Here is an 18,365-nt window from a genome sequence, read left to right on the forward strand (position 1 = left end):
TATATAAATTTAGATGAAACACCCTTTTTATTATATATCATTTATTTTTAAAATAAACATATATTTAAAGTATTAAAATAAAAAAAAAATATGTTAAAATTATAAAAATGATAAACAAATGAACAAAGCCCTTATAGTTTAATGGTAAAACACATCAATGGTAATGATGAAATATAAGTTCAATTCTTGTTAAGGGCACCAAATAATATCATTTTTCGCTTTATTTTATGTTTTATGCTATAATAATTTTGTAATTTATTTCTCAAAATATTAAAATTTAATTTTTATATATCTTTATTTATTTTATTTTATAATATATTGCGAATGTCGTATAATGGTTATTACTTATGCTTGCCAAGCATAAAATGGGGGTTCGATTCCCCTCATTCGCTCCACAATGAATAAAAAATAAAAATAAAAAACTACCTTAATTAATTTTAAGATAGTTTTTTTTATTTTAAAAGAAAAAAATACTTCTTTTTTTATTTTTAATTCATAAGTAACATTCAAAATAAAATTATCATTATCTCAAGATTTTTTTTCTTTTAAATATTGTTTTAATTCTTTTATTCTACAAGATAACTTTCTATTTTTAATTAATAAACCACGTTTAGAATGGTAATCGCTAGGATGTTCTTTTAAATGTTTATTTAATTTTTCTATTTCACAAGATAAAAAATTAATTTGTTCTTGAATTAAAACATTATTTTTATTGAAATGAGATTCTTTTATAATTATTTCTTTTTTTTCTTCTTTACTTAAAGACATATAAATAAAACCTTCTTTCCTTTCTAAAAAACCTTATATTTTCAAAAATTGTTCTACATCGATAACAAAAATAGTAGTTCCACCAACAGATACTTCTGTTGTTAAAGGAAAATAAGCACTAAATTCATTAAAAATATTACTTGGAATCAATTGAGTTTTAGTTTTAGAATGTTTTCTAAAAATTTCTAAAACCTGTTCCAATTTTTCTTTTTTAAAACCAATAATAAAAGTAACATTTCTTTCTTTTAAAAATCCACCTTTAGTTTCTAACTTAGTATGAAAAAAATTTTCTTTACTTAAAAAAGTACTTACCTCATTCTCGTCTTCGCCAGAAACTATTGCTAAAATCAATTTCATTTCTTCATTCATAACTATATTATATATTAAAATAAAAAATAAAAAAAGTTTTTATTTTTAAATTTGAAATATTAAAAAACATTTATTCCTAATTTTTCTTGAATTTCTTTTATTTTATTATTTGCTATCATCAAAGCTTTCTCTGTTCCTTTTTTTAAAATTTGATTTAAATTAATATTTTCTCTTAAAAAGTAATATTTATTTTGAATTTTAGATATTTCTTTAATTAAAAGTTCTGCAACCTTTTCTTTAAAAATTTTATAAGAAAAATTTTGAAAATATTTTTCAGTTTTTTCTAAATCCCAATCTTTTAATAAAGAATAAATATTCAAAAGATTACTTATACCAGGTTTTTTTTCTAAATCATATTTAATATTATTTTCAGAATCAGTAACAGATTTTAGAATTTTTTTTCTTATATTATCTAAATTTTCTAAAATAGAAATACATCCTTTATCAGAAGAACTTTTGCTCATTTTTTTATTAGGACAAGTTAAAGATTGAATAATAGTTCCTAATTGCAAAGTATGTGGGATAACAAAAGTTTGTCCATATAAATTATTAAATCTTTTTGCTAAATTACGAGTTAATTCTAAATGTTGCTTTTGATCAGAACCAACAGGAACAAAATCAGCATCATAAAGTAAAATATCAGAAGACATTAAAAGAGGATAAGTCAAAAGAGAAACTCTCGTATTTTGAGAAGATTTTTTTTTTTCTTTAAACTGAATCATTCTTTTTAATTCTCCTAAATAAGAAGTAGATTCCATAATGTAATTTAAATAAGTATGTTGAGGAATTGATGATTGAATAAATAAATTAGTTTTATCTAAATCTATGCCTAATGATAAAAGTAGATATAACATCTCTTTAGTTTTTTCTTTAAGAAAAGTTGGTTCTTGAAAATCAGTTAAAGCATGTAAATCCGCAATAAAAAAATAAAATTCATATTCTCTTAAAAATTTCTCTTGAAAACTAAGAAAAGGTTTAATTATTCCTAAATAATTTCCTAAAGTTAATTCTCCTGTTGGTTTAATTCCTGTGACCAACCTTTTTTTATATTTTGATAACATTATCTTTTATGAACCTTTTTTTCAATTCAAAAATTAAGATAAATAAAAAAGAAAAGAAAAAAGTTAAAATCATTATTCTAGCAAAAACTAAGAAATTTAAAAAAAATAAATTTGTGTTTGTTAATTTTTCGACATCAACATGAAAAAAAACTTTTCCATGATAAATACATTGTATATTTGGATAAGGTAACCAACATTCTTCTTTTTCATTGAAAATATTATTTGAGCAATGCTTATTTTTTCCTAAAATATCAAATGCATGAATTAAATAAAATATAGATAAATAAATTATCGGATGCAAAAAAGTATAAAAATAATATCTAATTTTTTTTAATGAAAAAGGTATAAAAAAGAAAAAAAATAAAAAAAAACAAATAGGCAAGAAGAAATGTTGCAAAATACTAAAAAAATTTTTTTCTAAAAGAATATTTTCCCATTTTTTATCTGATTCTCGATATTTTTCCAAAAATATTAAGAAAATATTTTTTTCTTTTTTCCAAATTGGAAATAAAATTAAATTATAAACTAAAAAAGTTAATAAAGAATTAACAACAGTTAAAAAAATAAATATAGAATATCTCTCCTGATTTTTAAATTTAAAAAAAAACGAAATTAAAACTAATAAAACAGTAATAATCGTTTGATAAGTAAAATAAAAATATATATTACTAAATGGTGTATTTTTTGAAACTATTAAATCTCCAAAAAAAGCGTATATTGATAAAAATAATAAAAATAAGCAAAATATTTTTAATTTAAAATTAAATAAAGAAAATAAAGAACTTATTCCTTTATTTTTAATTATTATTATTTTTTTTCTTTTCATATATTTTTTAAAACATTTTCTCTAAAAATTTAAAATCTAAAAATTATAAATAAAAAGGAGAAATTAAATATAAAATAGTTTCATCTTCTTCACTGCTAATCAAAAAAGATTTTTTTGAATTTTCAAAAAAAAAGGTAATCTCTTGGGTAGGAAAAACTTTTAAAACTTCTTCTAAATGTTTTATATTAAAAAAAACATTTGTTTTTTTATCAATTGAAATTCCTAAAGTTTCTATTTCTTCTAAAGCATTGCCGATTTCTTCACTGTTTGAATAAATTTCTATTTTTTTATCTTTATTAATTCTGAATTCAACTATGTTATCTAAAAAAACTCTGTCTCTTGGTAAAAATAAGGAAACTCTATCTAATATTTTAATCAAATTATTTTTATTTAATGTAAAAAAATGAATTAAATTTTCTTTTCGAATTAAATCAGTACGAGGAAAATTACCTTCTAAAAGAGAAGATTGAAAATATAAAGAATTTGTTTTTAAAAAAAATTTTTGTTCTGTAATATGTATTTGAACAATTTTATCTTTTTGATGTTCTAAAAGTTTGATTAATTCTTCTAAACTCTTTCCCGGAATAACAATATCAAAATCAGAACAATTTAATTCTATTTGTAATTTTTTTTGTCCTAATCGAAAAGAATCTGTAGCTAAAGAAATTAAAAAAGGTGCTTTATAAATTAAATTAATACCTGTTAATATATTTTTTTGCTTATCTTTAGAAGTGACAATAATAATTTCCTCAATAATTTTTTTAAATAAATAAACTTCTATTTCAAAAAAATTTTCATGATCAAAAGAAAAATCAAAAGAAGGAAAATTATTTAACTCAATTAATTTAATTTTATACTTTGAATAATTAGTATTAATAATTAGAAAATTATCTTCGATAGAATTTATTTTAATAAAATCAAAATCTATTTTTTTTATAATATCTATAAAATTTTTTCCTAATAAAACAAAAATTCCATCTTCTTTTATTTTTAAACTATCATCTTCTATTCTGATTTTAGCAACAAAATTAACATTGTTAACTTCTAAAAATAAAAAATTATCTTTTGCTGTTACTTTTATATAACAATAAACAGGGAAAAAAGTTTTATGAGGTAGTATTTTTTGTATTTGATTCAAATGATAAGTAAAAACTTCTTTTTTTATTTCGAAATCCATATTTTTAATTTTTTATTTCCTCGAAATTATTTTTTTGATCATTAATTTTTTTTAAAATAAACTCTATAACTTTTTTTAATTCTTCGTTCATTTCAATTTTTTTTTTAATTTTATTAAAAGCTTTAAAAACGGAAGAATATTTTTTATCTAAAAGAAAACTTATCATTTTAAAAGAAACATTATTTATTTTCTTTAAAAGATAAATTGTAATGTGTCTTGGTAAAGTATACTTAGAATTTTTTTTTTTGCTTACTAAATCTTTAACATTGATATTATAAAAACGACTTACTATATTTTTTATTTTTTCAGAATCTATTTCTTCTTGAGAAATATTTTTTTTATATTTCAATAGAGGTTGTAAAGCTTCTTTTGTATTCTTTAAATTAATTTCTAATTGATAAATTTGATAATAATTAAAAAGTCTATTCAAAGCTCCCTCCATTTCCCTTATATTATCATAAAAATTAATAGAAATGAATTTTAAAATTTCTTTTTTTAATTTAAAAATATTATTACCTTGAATATTCAATGTTTTTTTTTTTAAAATATCTAAACGATGTTTAAAATCAGGTTTTTTTATATCTACTAATAAACCTGCCTTAAAACGATTAGTTAGTCTTTTCATGATATTATCTAATTCAGAAATTGGTTTATCACTTGTAATAACAATTTGTTTTTTTTTAAAATTTAAATAATCAAAAATTTTAAAAAATTCCATTTGACTGCGAGTAGCTTCGGATATTGTTTGAATATCGTCTACTAGTAAAACATCAATATTTCTGTATTTATCATTAAAAAAATCCATTTTTCCTTTTCTTAAATTACTGGTAAAGTCTTCAATAAATTCATCTACTTTAATATATAAAACTTTTTTTTCTGGATTTTTTTTTACAATATAATTACCAATTGCTTGCATTAAATGTGTTTTGCCCAAACCCACTGATCCAAAAATATATAAAGGATTTATTTCTACTTTTTGAGAAAGAGCAATTTTTTTTGATATTTCAAAAGCAAAAATATTACTTGAACCAGGAACAAAATTATCAAAAGTATAATTTGGATCTAAATTATTTTTATATTTATTTTCATATGAATTTTCATTATTATTATGTTCAATAAATTCATAAAAAACATCCTTATTAGAAAAATTTAAATTTTTTTCTTCTTCTTTTATTTTTTTTTTTTCATTTTTGATTTCATTTTTACAAATAATTTCAAAATACATTTTTTTTTTAAAATATTCTTGTGAAATTTCTTTTATTTTATCTAAATAAATATTTAAAATTTTATTTTTTATAAATTCATTATCAACTAAAATAAAAAAAGTTTCGTTTTCTATTTTGAACAATTCAACATTATAAAAAGTTTCTTCAAAAAAATATTTGTTACAAATAACAGATAAATCTTTCAAAATGTTTTTCCAAATATCATCTTTTGACAATTTTTTTTCTTTCATTTAATTTACCTTTAAAAAAAATATCAAAAAATTTCACTTTATAAAAAATTTTCTGATAAATATTGATTTAAAAATTAAACGCCACAACTTTCACATTCAAAAATTTTTAATTTTTGAGTACGAGTATAATAAAGGGTTTTGATCCCTTTATGGTGTGCATAGAGATAATATTTCTGTAAACCTCTTGTTGTTACATCAGAAGTAATACATAATTCAAAAGAAATACCTTGATCAACATGCTTTTGAGCAGTTGCTATTACATCGATAATTTTAAATTTATCCATTTTGTAAGCAGTTTGATACATAAAAGAATATTCTTTTAAAGAAGGAGCGGGAAAATAAGTTTTAGAATTGCCATAAGTTCTTTCTTCTATTAATTGTTTAATCGGAGTTAAGGAAGGTGTGGCTGACATAATATAGCCAATAGAACCATTAGGAGCAACTGCTAAACGATGGGAATTGTATAAACCATATGAAATAACATTTTCCTTTAAAGTTAACCAATCTTGATCAGAAGGAATTTCAATTCCTTCGAAAATTTTTTTAACTTTTTCAGAAGTAGGATAAATAGCTTTTTTATTTTCGAAATATTTTCCATTATAATAATCTGATTTTTCAAATTGATAAAATTTTTCTCCTGTCTCTTTAGCTTTTAAAGATGAATGTAATAAAGAATAGTAATTCACCATGTTAAAAAAAACATTTATTAATTCGAGATCTTCTGGACTTCCGAAATCAATCATATTCTCGGCTATAAAACCATGATGACCCATAATCCCAAATCCAACACTACGATTTAAAAAATTTGCTTTATAAATAGCTGGAACGTGCTTAATCTTTGTTTTTAAAGAAACTGAATTCATAATGTCCATCGCACTAAAAACTGTTTCTTTAATAGCTTTATTTTTGATCATGTTTGTCATATGACCAGAAGATAAATTACAAGAAATATCCATTCCAATTTGATCTTTTTCTCTTTCATGATAAGGAGCATATAAAGAAGCCGAAGAAGGTTGTAAAATTTCAGTACATAAATTAGAAAATTTAATTTTATCTTCTAATGGGTTTTGTTTATTAACATTATCAGAAAACATTAAATAAGGATAACCAGATTCTCCTTGTAGCTGAGCGATTAATTCTAATAAACCGCGAGGATTTATAAATCTTTTTTTGACTTTTGGATTATTTATTAAAATTTCATACCACTTATTCATTTCAATACTTAGATCAGCAAAATTTAATTTATATTCTTGATAAACAGTATTTGGATAAAAAAGAGCCATTTTTTCATTTTTTCTGGCTAATTCTAACATTTTATCAGGAATAACTACACCTAAAGACAGAGTTTTTAAACGAATATCTTCATCTGAATTTAGTTTTTTAGAATTGAGAAAATCTTCGATATCAGCATGAAAAACGTTTAAATAAATGGCACCAGCTCCTAATCTTTGTCCCATTTGATCAGCGTAACGAAAAGAATGATCGAGCAGTTTAGCAACACCGATAACACCTTTACATGAGTTATTTATTCCTTTTATACTTTCTCCTTTAGCTCTCAAATTAGAAAGATTAATTGAAACTCCTCCACCTATCTTTGATAGTTGCATTGAAAACTCTATAATTCTTGCTATATCATTTAAAGAATCTCCAGCTTCTAACAGAAAACAAGAAACAAATTCTCCTCTTTTTTTTAAACCACTATTCAATAAAGTAGGAGTGGATGGGGTAAAATTCTGATTTATTAAATTATGAATCATTTTTTTTGCAGTTTCGAAATCTCCTGAAGCATGATATAAAGCATTAACAACTAGTCGATCTTCATAACTTTCCAAATATTCTTTTTTATCTCTTGTTTTTAAAGCATAATCTTTAAAAAATTTAAAAGCTGCTATAAAAGAAGTAAATTTAAAATTTTTATCATAAGCTATTTTATAAATAGTTTTTATTTCTTCCCAATTATATAATGATAGAAAATCTTTTTCATAATAATCATTATTAATCAAAAAATCTATTTTTTCTTTTAAAGTAGAAAATTTTTTTAATTTTATCTTAATTTCTTTTTCTAAAAAAATAGTTAAAGCTTCTTGATCTTTTTTTAAATCTTTAATATTTCCTTGTTCATCGATGATTTCATTATTTAAGGTGATCCAAGGCGGAATTTTATTAAAAAGAATTTTTTCTTCTTTTTTTTCTAACGAAAAATTATCTAACCATTTTTTTAAATATATAAAATCCTCATTAAAGCCCTTTCCTTCAAACTTAAGAATTAAAGGGATATTAAATTTTTCTTGTATTTTTTCTCCTGCTTTTCCGAAATTTTTTCCGTAGTTTATATTTCCTGAAACAGCTACTCCTATTACTAAATCTGAATATTTTTTTAAAAAATTTTCAGATTTATCAGATATTTCTCCAAATTTTACTGTTTTAGTTATTAAAAATACTTTTTTTTTGTCTTTGATAAATTCTTCAATTTTTTCTTTTTTATATTTCTCGAATTTTTTAACAAAATCAAAAATATTTCCTTCTTGCAAACCATCATAAACTATTTTTATTTTTGATGTATTCATTAATGTCCCACCCATTTTTTTGTTAAAAAAAATTATTATTTATTTATATTTAATTATTACAACTAAAATTATAACAGATATTTTATTCTATCACTGTTCTAACATTTTTAAATAAAAAATGTTTACACTGTTGTTTTTTAAAAAAATAATTTTAATAAAAAATATAATTATTTATTTTTTATTTAGTTTAAATTTTTTATTTATTTTTAATTTTATTCTTCAAACACTGAATTAAATTTAAAATAATTAATTCAGTGTTTGAAGAATAATATTATATTTTATTTTTTTTAAAAAAATTTGTAATTATTATTTTATAAAATTAAAATTATTATAATTATTGGCATATAAAAAAAATGAATAATTTTTTTATTATTTGACTTTTTAATTCTTTTTTTTGTAAAAAAAAATAATTTTTTAAAAAAAATAGTCACTTTTTTTTTATAGTTAGTCACTTTTTTTTTATAGTTAATCATTTTTTTTAAATATAAATTCATACTTTTTTTATAAAAAAAAAAGAAAAAATTTTTTTTTTCTTATGAAAAAAAAGAGAATTTATAAATTTGAACATGAAAGAATATTTTTTTAAAATAAAATCATTAATTAAATTTGACTAACTTGAGTTAGTCAAATTTAAAATTATAAAAAAAAAATATTTTTAATTATTTTTTGGTTTTAAAAATGTTTAATTCTAAAATTAGTATTTTTTTTAAAAAAATGAATAACTTTTTTAATATTTTTTAAATCATACCAAAAAACAATTTTTTAAAATATTTTTTTTAATAAAAATTAAATGTTTATAATTTTTGTATATCATTTTTTTTTAATTTATAATAAAATAACTTTGTTGTTTTTTTATGTTCGTGTTTATTAAATTTTAAAAATGAAAGGTTAATAAAAAAATGAACTATTCTGCTTCTGGAAATGAAATCTTCAAAATTATTGAAAAGGAAAAAAAAAGACAAAAAGAACATTTGGAATTGATAGCTTCTGAGAATTTCGTTTCTAAATTTGTTTTAAAAGCTCAAGGAAGCATTTTAACTAATAAATATGCTGAAGGTTATCCAAATAAAAGATATTATAATGGTTGTGAAAATGTTGATAAAATAGAAAAGATAGCAATTGAAAAAGCAAAAGAGTTATTTAATGTTCGATTTGCTAATGTTCAACCACATTCAGGATCACAAGCTAATGCTGCTGTTTTTCAAGCTTTATTAAAACCTAATGATTCTATTTTAGGTATGTCTTTGAATGATGGTGGTCATTTAACACATGGTTTTAATTTAAATTTTTCTGGTAAATTTTTTCTTGCACATAGTTATGGTGTTGAAAAAGAAACAGAAATGATTGACTATAAAAAAGTTAGAGAAATAGCTAAAGAAGTTAAACCAAAATTGATTATTGCAGGAACATCTGCTTATTCAAGGATTATTAATTTTCAAGAGTTTAGAAAAATTGCTGATGAAGTTAATGCTTATTTAATGATAGATATGGCTCATATAGCTGGTTTAGTGGCTTGCGGTTTACATCCTTGTCCTTTTTCAGCTGGTGCAGATGTTGTCACAACTACAACTCATAAAACTTTGAGAGGACCAAGAGGTGGTCTTATTTTAAGTAATAACGAAGAGATTATGAAAAAAGTAAATAAAGGTGTTTTTCCGGGAATACAAGGTGGTCCATTAATGCATATCATAGCTGCTAAAGCAGTTGCTTTTGAAGAAGCTTTAAAAAAAGAATTTAAAGTTTATCAAAAAAAAGTGATTAAAAATGCTTTTTCTTTAGCTGATTCTTTAAAAAAATTAGGATATAGATTGATTAGCGGAACTACTGAAAATCATTTAGTTTTAGTTGATTTAAAATACAAGCATCCTCATTTGAATGGAAAAATAGCTTCAGAAGTTTTACAAAAAGCAAAAATAATTGTTAATAAAAATGTTATTCCTTTTGATAAAGAAAAACCTTTTTATACAAGTGGAATCAGATTAGGAACACCAGCTTTAACTACTAGAGGATTCGAAGAAAAGGAATTTATAAAAATAGCAAAATTAATTGATAAAGTTTTAAATCATTACAAAGATAAAAAAATTATTAAAGAAGTTTCTAAAGAAGTATTATTTTTAACTAAAAAATTTCCTATTTATAAAAATTAATAATATTTTTATTCATTAAAATACATTTATTAAATGTTATAATACCTAGTAGTAATTTGTTTGTTAAATGAAATTGTTTTTAATATTTATTTTACCTATTGTTTATATATTGTTTATATTTTCTAAATTAAATTTTTATAAGCATATAAAATTAAAATACGATTTATAAAATTAATGATAAAGGAATTTTTTTATGAAAAAAAAAATAAAACAGCCAGAATTTTATCAAATCGAGGTAAGTTGTGTTACTTGTGGAGAAAAACATAAAATCGGGACAACTGCTAAAAAAATTAAAGTAGAAATTTGTTCTAATTGTCATTCTTTTTATACGGGAAAACAATCTTTTGTGACTGTAGCAGGTCAAATAGATAAATTCAGAAAACGTTATGAAAAGAAAGATAAAAAAAATGATATAAAAGAAATTCCAATTCTATAGTAAAAAATAAATAAAAAATTATTTTTTAAAATATAATTTTTATTTATTTTATTTAATTATTTTTTTTAATATTTTTAATTTAAATTAACTGTTAAATTTGGATTTTTATATATCTTTAAGAAATGATATTGTTATGACTGTAGATGAAATACATCTTTTTTTTATGAAAGAAGCTTTAAGACAAGCAAAAAAAGCTTTTTCTAAAAATGAAGTTCCCGTAGGTACTGTTGCTGTTCTAAATAATAAAATTGTTGCTAGATCTCATAATAATATAGAAAAAAGTAAATTGTTTTTTAGTCATGCTGAGTTTTTAATTTTGGTTAAGTTAAATAAAAAATTTAAAAATTACAAATTTTTAAATGATATTATTATTTATACTACTTTAGAACCTTGTATGATGTGTACTGGTGCTTTGATTCAAGCTAGGGTAAGAAAAATATATTATAGTGCTTCTAATAAAAAATTAGGTTTTTTAAGTAAGATTAGTTTTTTTAGTCAGAAAAATAAATTTTATTCTAAAATATCTTTCAATTCAGGATTATTAGAAAATGAAAGTAAATTTATTTTAAAAAAATTTTTTTTAGATTTAAGAAAAAAATAAATTTTAAAAAAAATCTTCTTAAAAATCACTATTTAACAAAAAAAAAATGAATCTGGTCAGAACTTAATTGGTGCAGCCATAAGTTTTTTTATTGTGTAAATAGTGATTTTTAAGAAGATTTTTAGTATTAATTTATTAATAAAAAAAAGGTAAATATAAATGAATATTTTTTTTAAAAAAAAAGAGAAAAAAAATAAACTTTTTTTTTTCATTTTTAATTCAGCTATAGGAGAACCCTTTCGAATTGAAAAATATGATAATAATGGAGAAGAAAAAAAAATTGAATTTTTTAGTTTAGAAAAAAGTAAATATAGTAATTATTTTTTAGAAATGAAACAATATGTAATTTGGTCTATTTTAGGTAATGTTTGTAGAGTTTTTATTCAAGATTCCTATTATAAAGAATTTAAGATTTTATATCAAAAAGAAATTAATGTTCTTTATATAGAATTTTTAGAAAACATATTAAAAAGAAGTTATGAAATATCTAAAAAAAACAATTTCTACTTTTTTTCAATTATTTTTTTAAGTTATTTATTTTCCTTTTTTTTGTCATATAAATTTATTTTAGAAAATTTTTTCTTTTTTTATTTTTTATTTACATTTATTTTAATTTTTTCTTTTTTGTTTTTAAATATTAAACAAAAAAAAAATTTGAAAAATTATAAACAAAAAAAATTTGAAGAAATGATTCGAAAAGTTAAACTTTTTTTAGGTGAAGAAAATTTTTCTAATGTTATAGAAAAACAAAAAGAATATTTTTCTAAATTAAAAATTTAAAAATATTTTTTTAAAATTATAAATTAAAGGAGAAATTTAATAAAAAAATGAATTTTGAAGCTATTGTAGTTGGCGGAGGACATGCAGGGGTAGAAGCTTCTTTTGCTTTATCGAAAAAACATAAAACAGTTTTAATTGCTGGTGATTTAAAAAAGATTGCTTATTTGCCTTGTAATCCTTCAATCGGTGGTCCAGCAAAAGGAGTTGTTGTTAGAGAAATTGATTCTTTAGGCGGAATAATGGGAAAAGCAGCTGATCTATCCCAAATCCAAATGAAAATGTTAAACACTTCTAAAGGTCATGCTGTTAGAAGTTTAAGAGCTCAAATAGATAAAATTAAATATCCTAAAGTTGTTTTAGAAATGTTAAAAAAAAATAATAATTTAACTTTATTAGAAGGTTTTGTTAATGAATTAATAATAAAAAATGGCGAAGTTAAAGGCGTTAAATTAAGTAATGGAGATATTTTTTATAGCAAGGTAGTTATTTTAACAACAGGTACTTATTTATCTAGTAATATTTTAATCGGTTCTAAAAGAATTGTTTCAGGCCCGGATAACACTCCCACTAATTTTAATATTAGTAAACAATTAAAAAATTATGGTTTCGAAATTATTCGTTTAAAAACTGGAACTCCTCCTAGAGTAAAAAAAAATACAATTGATTATAGTAAAACTAAAATTCAATTTGGTGATAATTTTTTACAAACTTTTAGTTCTCCATCAATTATTCAAGATTTAGGAATTCAAGAACCTTGTTTTTTATTACATACTAATTCACAAACACATAAATTAATAAAAAAAAATTTAAATAAATCATCTATGTATGGTGGTTATTCTGAAGGTAAAGGACCTCGTTACTGTCCTTCTATTGAAGATAAAATTGTTAGATTTTGTGATAAAGAAAAACATCAAATTTTCATTGAACCAGAGAGTTTAGATTTAGATGAAATGTATTTACAAGGACTTTCAACAAGTATGCCTGAAGATGTTCAAGAAAAAATTTTAAAAACTATTCCAGCTTTAAAAAACGCAGAGATTACAAAATATGCTTATGCTATAGAATATGATGCTTTTAATCCTAATCAATTAAATTATAATTTAGAAACTAAAAAGATTAAAAATTTATTTTTTGCTGGTCAAATCAATGGAACTAGTGGTTATGAAGAAGCAGCTTGTCAAGGTTTAATAGCTGGTATCAATGCTTCTTTGAAAATTGAGAATAAAGAAAATTTAGTTTTAAAAAGAAATGAAGCTTATATTGGTGTTTTAATTGATGATTTAATTAATAAAGGAACTCAAGAACCTTATCGTTTGTTAACTTCTAGAGCAGAATTTCGTTTACTTCTAAGACATGATAATGCTGATTTAAGATTAACTTCTTACGGATATGAATTTGGATTAATAGAAAAAGAAATTTATGAAAAAGTCGAGTTAAAACGTTTAAATATTGAAAATTTAAAAAAAGATTTACAAAAAATTATTTTAGAACCTAATGAAAAAAATTTGAATTATTTGAAAAAATATAATTCTTTTATTCAAGAAAAGACTAGTTTGTATAAATTATTAAAAAGAACAGAAATAAATATAGATATTTTAACTTTTTTTATTGAAAAAAAATATGAAAAAGAAGTTTTAGAACAAACAGAAATTCAAATTAAATATGAAGATTATATTTCTAAAACAGAAAAAGAAGTACAAAAAAATTTAAATTTAGAAAATAAAAAAATTCCTTTAAATTTTGATTATAATAAAATTCATAATTTATCTATGGAAGCAAAAGAAAAATTAACATTAATTAAACCTTGTAATCTTGGACAAGCATCTAGAATTTTAGGTGTTAATCCAGTTGATATTTCTCTTTTAAATGTTTATTTAAAAAGATTTCAAAATGACTTTTAATAAATTATTAGAGAAAAGTTTTTTTTTAGATGAGCTGCAATTAAAACAATTTGAAAAATATTACTTTTTTTTGAATGAATATAATAAAAAGATAAATCTAACTTCTCTTTTGCAAAAAAAAGATATTTATTTAAAACATTTTTATGATTCTTTGTTACTTTCAAAAGTTATTAATTTTAAAAAAATAGAACATTTATGTGATTTGGGTAGTGGTGCAGGTTTTCCCGGACTTCCTTTAAAGATTTTATATCCTAATTTAAAAATTTTTTTAATTGATTCATCTTTAAAAAAAATTAATTTTTTAAAGTCATTAGTTAAATATTTAAATTTATCAAATGTTTTTATTATTCATGATAGAATTGAAAAACATTTGATAAAATATAATTTTGTTATTGCCAGAGCTTTAGGAAAATTAGATTTGATTTTAAAATTAGCTTCTTTTGTTACAAATGATCAAAGTTATTTTATAGCAATGAAAGGTCCTTCTTATGTAGAAGAATTTCAAAAAATAAAAAAAATGTATCAATTTGAATTAAAAAAAAAGTTTTTTTTTAGTTTACCATATGAATTTGGTAAAAGGGTTAATTTATTATTTAAAAAAAATGGGAAAAATTTTATTTAATTTTTAACAATAAAATTAATTAATTGGATAAATATTTCTATTTTTAATTTTTACAATTATTTGATATATTTTTTTTTATTTCTAAAAAATTTATTTATATAATTTATCATAAAAATTAAACAAAAATATTTTATAATTCAAAAAATAAAATTTTTCAATAAAAAATAGCCAAAATAATTATTATAAATTTTTTTAATCTTTAAAAAAGTATTTGAAAAATTAAATCTATTTAATTATTTTTTAATTAAAATAAAAATTAAAATAAATAAATTTAATAATTATTTAATGTAAATTAAAAAAAGAATTTAAATTAAAATTATATAATATCTAGTATAAATTATTTATTAATTGAAACATGAATTTTGAAAAACATTATAGAATTATATCTTTATTATTATTTGTTTTAATAAATGATTATTGTAATTTTGTTTAATGGTTTTATTTTTTTAATTAATAAATTATTTTATATAAAAATTAATAAAAGAAATTTATTTTTCTTTTGTAATATTTGTCAAGAGATAAGTTTTAGAGTAATCGCTTTTAAATTTTTTGATAATTAATTTTATTATTTTTTTATAATTATACACAGGAAGATAAATTTAAATAAACTAAAAAAGCTTTATAAATTTATTATTTTCAGAAAAGTTTTATTATTTTTTCACTCCTTATTTTTTTATTTTCTAAATTTTCTATTTTAAAATACAATAAAAATTTATATTTTTTTTGAATTTATTTATATATTTATAAAAAAAAGATTTAATATTTATATTATTAAATAATTTAGGACGGTTGTCCAAAATAATATGTCATTGAAAAAAAAAGAAAAAAAAGATATAAATATTTTATTAAATAAAGTGCAAATTTTGCCTAAAGAACCAGGTTGTTATTTATTTAAAAATTATTTAAATAATGTTATTTATATCGGTAAATCAAAAAATTTATTTAATAGAGTAAAAAGTTATTTTTCAGCAGGAAATCATAATCAAAAAACTAGTGATTTAATGAAAGAAGTTTGTGATTTTGAATACATTATCACTAATAATGAGATAGAAGCTTTTTTATTAGAAGCTAATTTAATTAAACAACATCTTCCAAAATATAATTTTAAATTATTAGATGATAAAAATTATATTTATATCGAAATTACTCGTGAAAAACATCCTCGTTTAAAAATGTCTTATTATAAAAATATTCCTTCCGATAAAATTATATTTGGTCCTTATCCAAAAAGCGAAAGTGCAAGAGAAACGGTGAGATTGTTACAAAAAATTTATCCTTTACGTCGTTGCAATCCAATAGCACAAAAACCTTGTAATTATTATCAAATAAATGAGTGTTTAGGACCTTGTCGTAATGATGGACAAAATATTGATTATTCAACAAATATAAAAAATATTAATGATTTTTTAAAAGGAAAAAATAAAAATATTATAAAAAAAGTAGAAAAAGAAATGAAAAAAGCTAGTAGTGAATTAAAATATGAAAGAGCAATGGAATATAAAAAAATATTTTATCACTTAAAAAATGTTATTATCAAACAAGTTATTAATTTGAATAAAAATACTAGTAATTATGATATTATAGGTCTTGATTATGATTCAAACGAAATTTCAATTTATATTTTGAGAATGAATCAAGGTAATATTTTTGATCATTATCAAATTGTTTTTTCTTATATAGACGATCCAATAGATAATTTTATTACTTACTTAAATTTATATTACCAAAATAATATTCTTCCTCAAGAAATTATTTTAAGCAAGAAATTATTAAATTTTAAAAATAAAATTCAAAAAATAATTAAAACAAGGATATCTTTTCCATTAATTCAAGAAAAAGAAAAACTTTATCAATTAGCTAAAAAAAATGCAGAAGAAAATTTAAATAAATATAACCTATTATATCGTTTTAAATTTGAATTTGTCGAAAAAGCTTTAAAAGAATTATCTCATTTATTTAATAAAAACATTAACTATATTGAAGTCTTTGATATTTCTAATTTATTTCAACAATTCTTTGTTGGCGGAATGATTGTTTTTAGAAATTATAGTTTCCAAAAAAAATATTATCGTTCTTTTAGAATAAATATTGAAACTCCAAATGAATATAGTTGTTTAGAATCAATTATAAAACTTCGTTATCAAAAATTAAAAAATCTTCAATTAAAATTACCAGATTTAATTTTAGTTGATGGTGGAATTGGTCAATTTAATATTAGTTATAAAATTTTAAATTCCTTATTTAAAGATTTTGAATTAGGTTCATTGAAAAAAAATGATAAACATCAATTGGAAAGTTTAATTATCCAAAATAAAGAAATTTTTTTAGATAAAAAGAGTTCATTATTTCGTTTTTTATTAAGTTTAAGCGAAGAAGTACATAATTTTACTATTCGTTTTCACAGAAAAATAAAAAAAACAGAAGATACTTATAATATTTTAAGTCTTATTCCTGATTTAGGAATTAAAAAATATCAATTATTATTGAAAAATTTTTCTAATCTAGATGAAATTAAAAATGCTTCTTTTCAAGATTTAAAAAAATTTAATATCTCAAATAAAATTATAGAAAAAATTAAAAAAATATAAAAAATTATAAAATTTAATATATTAAAAACAACAAAGGAAGATTAATGAATTACAGTAATTTAAAAGAAAAAATCATAATTAAAAAAGCTCGAGAAAATAATTTAAAAAATATTGATTTAGAAATTACTAAATTTAAATTAGTTGTTTTTACAGGTATTTCTGGTTCAGGAAAATCTTCTTTAGTTTTTGATGTTTTATATCAAGAAGGAAAAAGAATTTTTATAGAATCTTTAAATTTTCATGATCGTAAATTTTTAGAAACTATTAAAAAACCAGATGTTGATCTAATCGAAGGTTTGTCGCCTGTTATTAGTATCGAAAAAAAGAAAATTATTTCTAATTCTAAAGATACAGTTGGAACGATAACAGGAATATATCTTTATTTACAATTAATATTTGCTCACATAGCTGTTTTTAATGATCCCGAGAGTAATCAAAAATTTGAAAAATATAATATAGAACAAATAACAAATAAATTATTAACTTCTTATCCAAAAGAAAAAATTGTAGTTTTATCCCCTATTCTAAAAAATCCAAAAGAAAAAATTAATGAAATTTTAGAAAAATTAATTCTAGAAGGGTTCAATCGTTTTTTTATTAATAAAAATATTATTATATTTGAAAATAAAAAAAAATTAGATAATTTTCTTTTTCATTCAGAAGATAATATTTCGATAATTATTGATCATTTTACTATTCAAGAAGATAGTCGAAGTCGTTTAAATTCATCTTTAGAATTAGCTATTAAATTAAATCAAGAAAAAATATTAATTTTATTAAAAAAAAAAAAAATATTAAGTTTTAATTTAGAATTAAACAAAAGTAATCATTCTTTACATTCTTTAGAAAATAAAATGAATTTATTTTCTTTTTATAAAAAGAAAGGATTTTGCGAAACTTGTCGAGGTTCAGGAATTGTAGAAATTTTTGATGAAAAATTAATTCTTGATAAAAATAAATCTATTTATGAAGGTGGTATTTTACCTTTTCAACAAAACAACAAAGAAAAGAATATCAGAAATTATTTAGATAATCTTCTTAACCATCATAATATTAATATCTATCA

The 18,365-nt window shown here is 19.9% G+C and carries 14 protein-coding genes, 2 tRNA genes and 1 pseudogene; 10 read left to right on the forward strand and 7 right to left on the reverse strand.

Translation table 11 applies throughout. The features are described from left to right. The first annotated feature begins 127 nt into the window (after positions 1-127). Positions 128-201, forward strand: a tRNA-Thr gene (locus Q8777_RS01195). 119 nt (positions 202-320) lie between these two features. Then, positions 321-395, forward strand: a tRNA-Gly gene (locus Q8777_RS01200). A 133-nt stretch (positions 396-528) separates the two neighbouring features. Here the strand turns inward: Q8777_RS01200 and Q8777_RS01205 are convergent. The 7 genes from Q8777_RS01205 to nrdE all read right to left on the reverse strand — a co-directional run bounded on the left by Q8777_RS01205 (position 529) and on the right by nrdE (position 8,224). Further along, complete coding sequence (locus tag Q8777_RS01205) at positions 529-768, reverse strand: 30S ribosomal protein S15 (protein ID WP_318676128.1); 240 nt, start codon at positions 766-768, stop codon at positions 529-531. Positions 769-801: 33 nt separating this feature from the next. After that, on the reverse strand, positions 802-1,125 hold the full coding sequence (locus Q8777_RS01210; protein ID WP_318676129.1) for a cyclic-di-AMP receptor: 324 nt from the start codon (positions 1,123-1,125) through the stop codon (positions 802-804). A gap of 71 nt (positions 1,126-1,196) precedes the next feature. After that, positions 1,197-2,198, reverse strand: coding sequence for a tryptophan--tRNA ligase (trpS, locus tag Q8777_RS01215; protein WP_318676132.1), 1,002 nt, complete (start codon positions 2,196-2,198; stop codon positions 1,197-1,199). Continuing rightward, complete coding sequence (locus Q8777_RS01220; protein ID WP_318676133.1) at positions 2,182-3,024, reverse strand: hypothetical protein; 843 nt, start codon at positions 3,022-3,024, stop codon at positions 2,182-2,184. Before Q8777_RS01220 ends, trpS begins: the two co-directional genes overlap by 17 nt. Before the next feature lie 43 nt (positions 3,025-3,067). Next, positions 3,068-4,201 carry a DNA polymerase III subunit beta gene (gene dnaN / locus Q8777_RS01225; protein WP_318676134.1) on the reverse strand — a complete coding sequence of 378 codons (1,134 nt, stop codon included), beginning with the start codon at positions 4,199-4,201 and terminating at the stop codon, positions 3,068-3,070. Between the two features lie 4 nt (positions 4,202-4,205). After that, entirely contained in the window at positions 4,206-5,657 is a 1,452-nt protein-coding gene (dnaA, locus tag Q8777_RS01230; protein WP_318676135.1) for a chromosomal replication initiator protein DnaA, read from the reverse strand. 74 nt (positions 5,658-5,731) lie between these two features. Next, on the reverse strand, positions 5,732-8,224 hold the full coding sequence (nrdE, locus tag Q8777_RS01235; RefSeq protein WP_318676136.1) for a class 1b ribonucleoside-diphosphate reductase subunit alpha: 2,493 nt from the start codon (positions 8,222-8,224) through the stop codon (positions 5,732-5,734). Positions 8,225-9,123: 899 nt separating this feature from the next. Between nrdE and glyA the strand changes: the two genes are divergently transcribed. From glyA to Q8777_RS01275, 8 genes and pseudogenes are all read left to right on the forward strand, one after another. Beyond that, positions 9,124-10,371 carry a serine hydroxymethyltransferase gene (glyA, locus tag Q8777_RS01240; RefSeq protein ID WP_318676137.1) on the forward strand — a complete coding sequence of 416 codons (1,248 nt, stop codon included), beginning with the start codon at positions 9,124-9,126 and terminating at the stop codon, positions 10,369-10,371. A gap of 193 nt (positions 10,372-10,564) precedes the next feature. Continuing rightward, the gene (gene rpmE, locus Q8777_RS01245) at positions 10,565-10,807 is read left to right on the forward strand and encodes a 50S ribosomal protein L31 (RefSeq protein WP_318676138.1); all 243 of its coding nucleotides are present in this window, start codon (positions 10,565-10,567) and stop codon (positions 10,805-10,807) included. A gap of 97 nt (positions 10,808-10,904) precedes the next feature. Further along, positions 10,905-11,408, forward strand: coding sequence for a nucleoside deaminase (locus Q8777_RS01250; protein ID WP_318749355.1), 504 nt, complete (start codon positions 10,905-10,907; stop codon positions 11,406-11,408). Between the two features lie 159 nt (positions 11,409-11,567). Continuing rightward, positions 11,568-12,188, forward strand: coding sequence for a hypothetical protein (locus Q8777_RS01255; protein WP_318676140.1), 621 nt, complete (start codon positions 11,568-11,570; stop codon positions 12,186-12,188). A gap of 47 nt (positions 12,189-12,235) precedes the next feature. Continuing rightward, the gene (gene mnmG, locus Q8777_RS01260) at positions 12,236-14,089 is read left to right on the forward strand and encodes a tRNA uridine-5-carboxymethylaminomethyl(34) synthesis enzyme MnmG (protein WP_318676141.1); all 1,854 of its coding nucleotides are present in this window, start codon (positions 12,236-12,238) and stop codon (positions 14,087-14,089) included. Further along, a complete protein-coding gene (rsmG, locus tag Q8777_RS01265; protein WP_318676142.1) occupies positions 14,079-14,711 on the forward strand; it encodes a 16S rRNA (guanine(527)-N(7))-methyltransferase RsmG in 633 nt (210 codons plus the stop codon). The genes mnmG and rsmG overlap by 11 nt, the downstream gene beginning before the upstream one ends. An 803-nt stretch (positions 14,712-15,514) precedes the next feature. Next, complete coding sequence (gene uvrC / locus Q8777_RS01270) at positions 15,515-17,299, forward strand: excinuclease ABC subunit UvrC (RefSeq protein ID WP_318676143.1); 1,785 nt, start codon at positions 15,515-15,517, stop codon at positions 17,297-17,299. A gap of 44 nt (positions 17,300-17,343) precedes the next feature. Further along, positions 17,344-18,365, forward strand: a pseudogene (locus tag Q8777_RS01275) (excinuclease ABC subunit UvrA); the annotation flags it as partial.

Origin of the sequence: Candidatus Phytoplasma stylosanthis, assembly GCF_032886435.1 — a bacterium.
GTDB classification, from domain to species: domain Bacteria; phylum Bacillota_I; class Bacilli_A; order Acholeplasmatales; family Acholeplasmataceae; genus Phytoplasma; species Phytoplasma stylosanthis.